At 55.7% G+C, this 1,438-nt stretch carries 1 protein-coding gene; it reads right to left on the bottom strand.

The window, feature by feature from the left end:
* Window positions 1-1,438 (bottom strand): DUF4158 domain-containing protein (locus ACVCAM_RS26365; protein WP_447093749.1); only part of this gene is annotated, 1,438 nt, incomplete at both ends.

Below are 1,438 nucleotides of genomic sequence, written 5' to 3'. Positions count from 1 at the left end.
CTGTTGCACGCCTTTATGTCCATCAGTGGGATGTCCCAGCGCCCGGCAAACGGGGACCCGCTGAGCCTGCCATTCTTCCCCCTGCAACAGCTTCTCGCGGGGATTTCCCCAGCGATCGCTGTTTTCGAGCCAGATGTCCCTTCGACGTAGTGCATCCTGAAGGCGCTCCAGCAGACAAAGCGAGTAACCGGCACGCTGTATCCGGCCCTCCGCATCGTATACCAGGCGTTTCCAGGGGCCGGTAATAATATGTTCAGGCGCATTGTCCAGGATGCGCTTTTTCGAGCCGTTCAGTTCGGTCAGATAATGAATGGCGGACAACGTATGTTCTCCGGCTGGCGCTGCCTGGAAATGCAGGTCGCGCAATACCGCCGGAAGAAAGCGCTTTACCCGCCCGTACTGCTCCACCATTTCGTCATGGAAATTGTTGTTCTGAGGTCGGGCCAGCTCATTTACCTTGCTGACGGATTCTGCCAGCCTGCTTTTCGGTATGCTGTTGAATATGGTCTCCCTCAGTTCAGCATCGTCAGCCTGTTCATCCAGCAACAATGAACATGCCCGCGCCAATATTAGCGCAGCACGATCAAGATCTTTAAGCGTCCTGAGCCGTTTTTTCTGCCCCGTTTTCTTCGCCGCACGAGTGATATCCAGTATCAGCATATCGAGCACATCAACGGCCTCATCCAGCGCCGCAGTCTCCTGCGCTTTAACGAATGCTGTGAGTACGGCCAGTTTTCTCTGCTGTGGCATTCGCGCGATATATTTTACCGACGCCATGCCTGCGTAACGGGCCAAATTACGCAGTTGTATAGCAGGCAGACCGGTAAAATTCAGTCGGGAAAATTCCAGGTTTCGCAGCCGGATATACCGCTCCAGCGCTTCGGTAAATGCCGGGCCGCTGACGGTGACCGGTCCCTTTTTCAGTTGCTCCAGCGGTGAAGTACGCTGCCCCTCAGGAATGTCCAGAAGCTCCGTCACGCGGGCGGTCTGCCAGCTGTCCGGCAACGCGGCCAGTTTCTTCCACAGCCGCTGATTTGCCCGTTCGCGTATTTCACTGACGAGACGTACAAGTGTGGTTGCTCCGGGCAGCAGGACCTTATTCTGAAGCAGCCACGCGGTGGCAAAATCAAACATAAGGCCGGGTCGCTCATTACTGAGCCATGCGCGGGTGTACAGCAGGCGCTTCAGGCGGAAAGACCAGGGGAAATCACCAAATTCATGGTAACCGTAATATTCCTTAATCAGCGCAGTATGCTCTCTGAGGGTGGTAACCCGTTCTGCGTAGCGGGTAAGGACTTCCGGACGGCGAATATTAAGCTGCACCGCGACAAATTGCTGAACACCTGGCAGAACCCGGGTTAAGTCTGTCAGAAAGGTGCCCAGAAAACGGGCGGTGGTGAGCTGAAGCGCAATTCCCAGCCGGTTATGCCTTCCCCGC

It is taken from the genome of Enterobacter sp. CFEC122, from assembly GCF_052983755.1.
This window is presented reverse-complemented; position numbering and strand designations above follow the sequence as displayed.